Source organism: Actinomycetospora sp. (assembly GCF_055612215.1).
This window is the reverse complement of sequence record NZ_JBVPVA010000681.1, coordinates 1-3,778: the sequence shown is the minus strand read 5'-3', so window position 1 is coordinate 3,778 and position 3,778 is coordinate 1. Positions and strand designations below refer to the sequence as shown.

Annotated in this window: 5 protein-coding genes; 3 read left to right on the top strand and 2 right to left on the bottom strand. The window is 76.3% G+C overall.

Features of this window, described 5'->3' with window-relative positions; all coding sequences use genetic code 11:
- The 3 genes from AC0CYZ_RS18675 to idi all read left to right on the top strand — a co-directional run.
- On the top strand, positions 1-644 hold a 644-nt coding region (locus AC0CYZ_RS18675; RefSeq protein WP_472218023.1), incomplete at its 5' end, for a hypothetical protein.
- Positions 641-1,321 (top strand): hypothetical protein, encoded by a 681-nt coding sequence (locus AC0CYZ_RS18670; protein WP_472218021.1) that lies wholly within the window; start codon positions 641-643, stop codon positions 1,319-1,321. The genes AC0CYZ_RS18675 and AC0CYZ_RS18670, both read left to right, overlap by 4 nt.
- A 44-nt stretch (positions 1,322-1,365) precedes the next feature.
- A complete protein-coding gene (gene idi, locus AC0CYZ_RS18665; RefSeq protein ID WP_472218018.1) occupies positions 1,366-1,965 on the top strand; it encodes an isopentenyl-diphosphate Delta-isomerase in 600 nt (199 codons plus the stop codon).
- Here the strand turns inward: idi and AC0CYZ_RS18660 are convergent, their stop codons facing one another.
- Positions 1,966-2,463, bottom strand: a complete 498-nt coding sequence (locus AC0CYZ_RS18660; RefSeq protein ID WP_472218015.1) for a hypothetical protein — start codon at positions 2,461-2,463, stop codon at positions 1,966-1,968. It lies immediately after the preceding gene.
- A gap of 230 nt (positions 2,464-2,693) precedes the next feature.
- Positions 2,694-3,566, bottom strand: a complete 873-nt coding sequence (locus tag AC0CYZ_RS18655) for an EamA family transporter (protein ID WP_472218013.1) — start codon at positions 3,564-3,566, stop codon at positions 2,694-2,696.
- Positions 3,567-3,778 lie beyond the last annotated feature (212 nt).

Here is a 3,778-nt window from a genome sequence, read left to right as displayed (position 1 = left end):
CGGCGCGGCCGATCCAGCCGGAGCCGCCGCGCTGGGCGCCGCCGGGGTACCGGGCGCCGGGCGAGGACCGCCCGGCGCCGGCCGCCGTCGCGGGCCGGCCCCGTTGGTGGCCGACCCGCCGCCGCCCCCGCCGGGCCGGTGCGACCGCGCACGTGCCGGCCGTCGGCCGCGTCTCGCGCGCGACCCTCCTGATCGCGCTCGCCGCCCTCGCGGCGGCCCTCGGCGCGGCGGGGATCGCGGTCGCCGCCTGGCTGAGCTCGGGCAACGGCCGCTCCGGCGTGACCGCGGGGAACGCGCTCGCGCCGACGACGAGCACCGTGGCCGGCAGCGCCGTCACCTCCGGGCTGCTCGTCCCCGGGGCGAGCGGGACCGCGGTCGTCACCCTGACCAACCCGAACCCCTACAAGGTGCGCGTGCTGGCCATCGCCCCGAACGGCGCCGCCACCGCGACCGGAGGCGTGGGGGCCTGCGCGACGACCGGCGTCACCTTCACCGCGCAGCAGCCCGGCGTCACCCTCGCCGCCGGTGCCGGGACCACGCTCACCCTCGCGGGCGCGGTCGCCATGTCGACGGCGTCCGAGACCGGCTGCCAGGGCGCGACGTTCACCGTGCCCGTCACCGTCACCGTGGCGAGCACGCCGTGAGCCGCCGCGTCGCGCTGCTCGCGCTCGCCGCCGTGCTCGGCCTGCTCGCCGGGGGCGGGATCGCGGTCGCCGCGTGGTCGAGCACCGGGCCCGGCACCGCGACCGCCCGCGCCGCCGCCCTGGGCACCACCACCGCCTCGGCCACCCCGTGGGTCTGCGGGGGCCTGCTCGGGCCGCCGAAGTTCGCCGACGCGCACGGGGTCGAGGCGCTGCCCCGCGCCGCCGCGCTGCCGCAGGCGACGACGACCACGCCCACCGCGGCGCCGCTCGCGTCGACCTCGGCCCCGCCGGCCACCACTGCCGCCCCGCCGGCGACGACCACCACGCCGGCGACGACCCGGGCGACCACCACCACGACGACGCCGGCGCCCACGACCACCACGACGGCCGCCCCGGCGACGAGCACGACGACGGGGGTGGTCACCGGTCTCGGGGCGGTCGCGACGACGCTGAGCTGGACCGCCGTGCCGAGCGCGACGTCCTACCAGTTCCAGGCGTCGACGACCGCGGACTTCGCGGCCCCGGTCGCGTCGGGGACGACGTCGACGACCTCGGCCACCGTGACCGTGCGCGCGATCCCGAAGACGACCGTCTACCTGCGCGTGCGCGCCGCGGCGGGCGCCTGGACCGGGGCGTGGAGCCCGACGCTCACCACCTCCGCCGGCCCCTGCCTGTAGCGGGACGGCGAGCGACGTCCGGCCTCCCCGCCCATACTGGCCGGGTGGTGATCCACGACGATCCGGAGCTGGTCGTGCTCCTCGACCCCGACGGCGCGGCGGTCGGGACGGCGGCCAAGGACGAGGTGCACCACGCGGCCACGCCGCTGCACCTGGCGTTCTCGTGCTACCTCGTCGACGGCGACGACCGGCTGGTCATGACCCGCCGTGCCGCCACGAAGCGGACCTTCCCCGGGGTGTGGACCAACAGCTTCTGCGGCCACCCCGCGCCGGGCGAGGCCCTCGACGAGGCCGTGCGGCGCCGCGGGCGCCAGGAGCTGGGGGTCGACGTCGGGCCGCCGCGGCTGGTGCTGCCGCGCTTCCGCTACCGGGCCGAGCAGGACGGCGTCGTCGAGCGCGAGATGTGCCCGGTGTTCACCGCCCGTGTCACCGACGAACCGGTGCCCGACCCGGCGGAGGTCGACGACGTCCGGCCCGTGGCCTGGCAGGACCTGGTCGTCGCCGTCCGCGAGGGCACCTGGGCGGGGCTCTCCCCCTGGTGCGTCGAGCAGGTCACCGAGCTCGCGGCCCTCGGCGGGTCCCCGGGCGAGTGGCCCGCGGCCGACCCGGCGGCGCTCCCGCCGGCCGCCCGCCTCGCCGCGTGATCACTCGTCGAGCGTCGTGAGGAAGAGCCAGGCGTTCGCGATCCCGCCGACGATGCCGATGACGGTCGACGCCACGAGCAGGTAGAGCCCCCACAGGTGGCCGGTGACCACGACGACCCCGGCCGCGGCGGTCAGCAGCAGGGTGACGAGGTTCGGGCTCACGACGTCCAGGGTCCGGGCCAGTCGCGGGACGTCCTGCTCGCGCTTGGCCCGCCGGTCGAGGGTGAACAGCCCGCCGCCGGCGACCACGGCGAGGGCCACGAGCTCCCCGCCGAGCACCACCGTCGGCTGGGCCGGGACGGCCAGCAGGATCGACACGACGAGGGAGACCGCGAACAGCACGAGGGTCTGCGCGCCACGGGAGCGCAGGCTGATCGAGCGGCCGATCGCCCTGACGTTGATCGAGATCGCGACGAACAACAGGCCGGTCAGCGCCGCACTGGCCCCGCCGACGACGACCGCGAAGTCCGTCCACCCCTCCAGCGCGAGTTCCTCCACCGCCCTGACTCTTCCAGCGGCTCGCCGGCTCGTGCGCCCGGACCTGTCCGGCGTCCCGCGGCAGGTCCACGCGTCAAGATCATGAGTTCGGCGGCGAAGTGATCGCTCAGCGAGCACTCTGCCGCCCAGAAGTCGATCAAGCATGCTCACCGCGACGACGATCTGCCGAGCACCCCCGAGAAACGGGGTCCCGCGGACCCGGTTCGCCGGCACCACCGTGGGCGCGTGGGTCAGAGATCGACCAGCACGATCCCGGCCGCGACGACGACCGCGGCGATCACCCGTCCCATCCCGAACCGCTCCCCGAGGAACACCGCCCCGATCACGGCGCCGATGACGATGCTCGTCTCGCGCAGGGCGGCGACGGCGGCGGTCGCCCCGCTGGTCTGGGCGACCAGCACCAGCCCGTAGGCCGCCAGCGACACCACCCCGCCGCCGAACCCGACCGCCAGCACCGGCCACGTCGTCGTCCGCAGCCGTCCTCCCCGCCGCACGAGCGCGACCGCCGGCATGACCGGGCCCTGGAGCAGGAACATCCAGGTCGCGTAGACGAGGACCGGCGTGCGGGCGACCGCCGACGCGTCGACGACCGTGTAGCCCGCGATGGCGATGCCGGTCGCGACCGCGGCGCCCAGCGCCGGCAACGTGGCGCGCGAGGGGCGCCCGCCGTCGAGGGCCAGGGTCAGCAGCCCCAGGGAGATCACGACGATCCCGGCGAGCTGCAGAACCGGCAGGTGGTGGCCGAGCAGGACCTCGATCACCGCGACCACCCACGGCGCGGTCCCCCGGGCGACGGGATAGACCTGGCTGAACTCGCCGAGCTGGTAGCTCGCCCAGAGCAGCAGCGTGTAGACGACGTGGATCGCGGCCGAGCCCACGATGAACGGCCACGCCGCGCTCGGCGGCAGGCCCACGACGAGGGCCGTGGCCCCGCAGACCACGGTGTAGGCGGCGCCGATCAGGGCGAAGCCGACGAGACGGTCGGGGACGCCGTGGGCGATCGCGTTCCAGACGGCGTGCAGCACCGCCGCGACCAGCGTGATCGCGACGACGCCGGCGGGCACGCCGGACGAGGCGGGGGAGAGGACGAGTGCGGTGGCCACCGAATGGCTCCTCGGCGTCGGTGCCGTCCGTGGGACGGCACGTCGAACAGGAGCCCTCGGGGTTTCTATCCCGTCAGGTGTCGGCCGGCGACCGGCCGTGGCGCCGCTCGGTCCAGACCCCGGCCACCCTGGTTGTGGGATGGGAGACGGGCGGCGGACGGAACCCTAGGCGCAAGCGCGATCGACTTTACGCGGCGCCGCTCGGGGTCGCA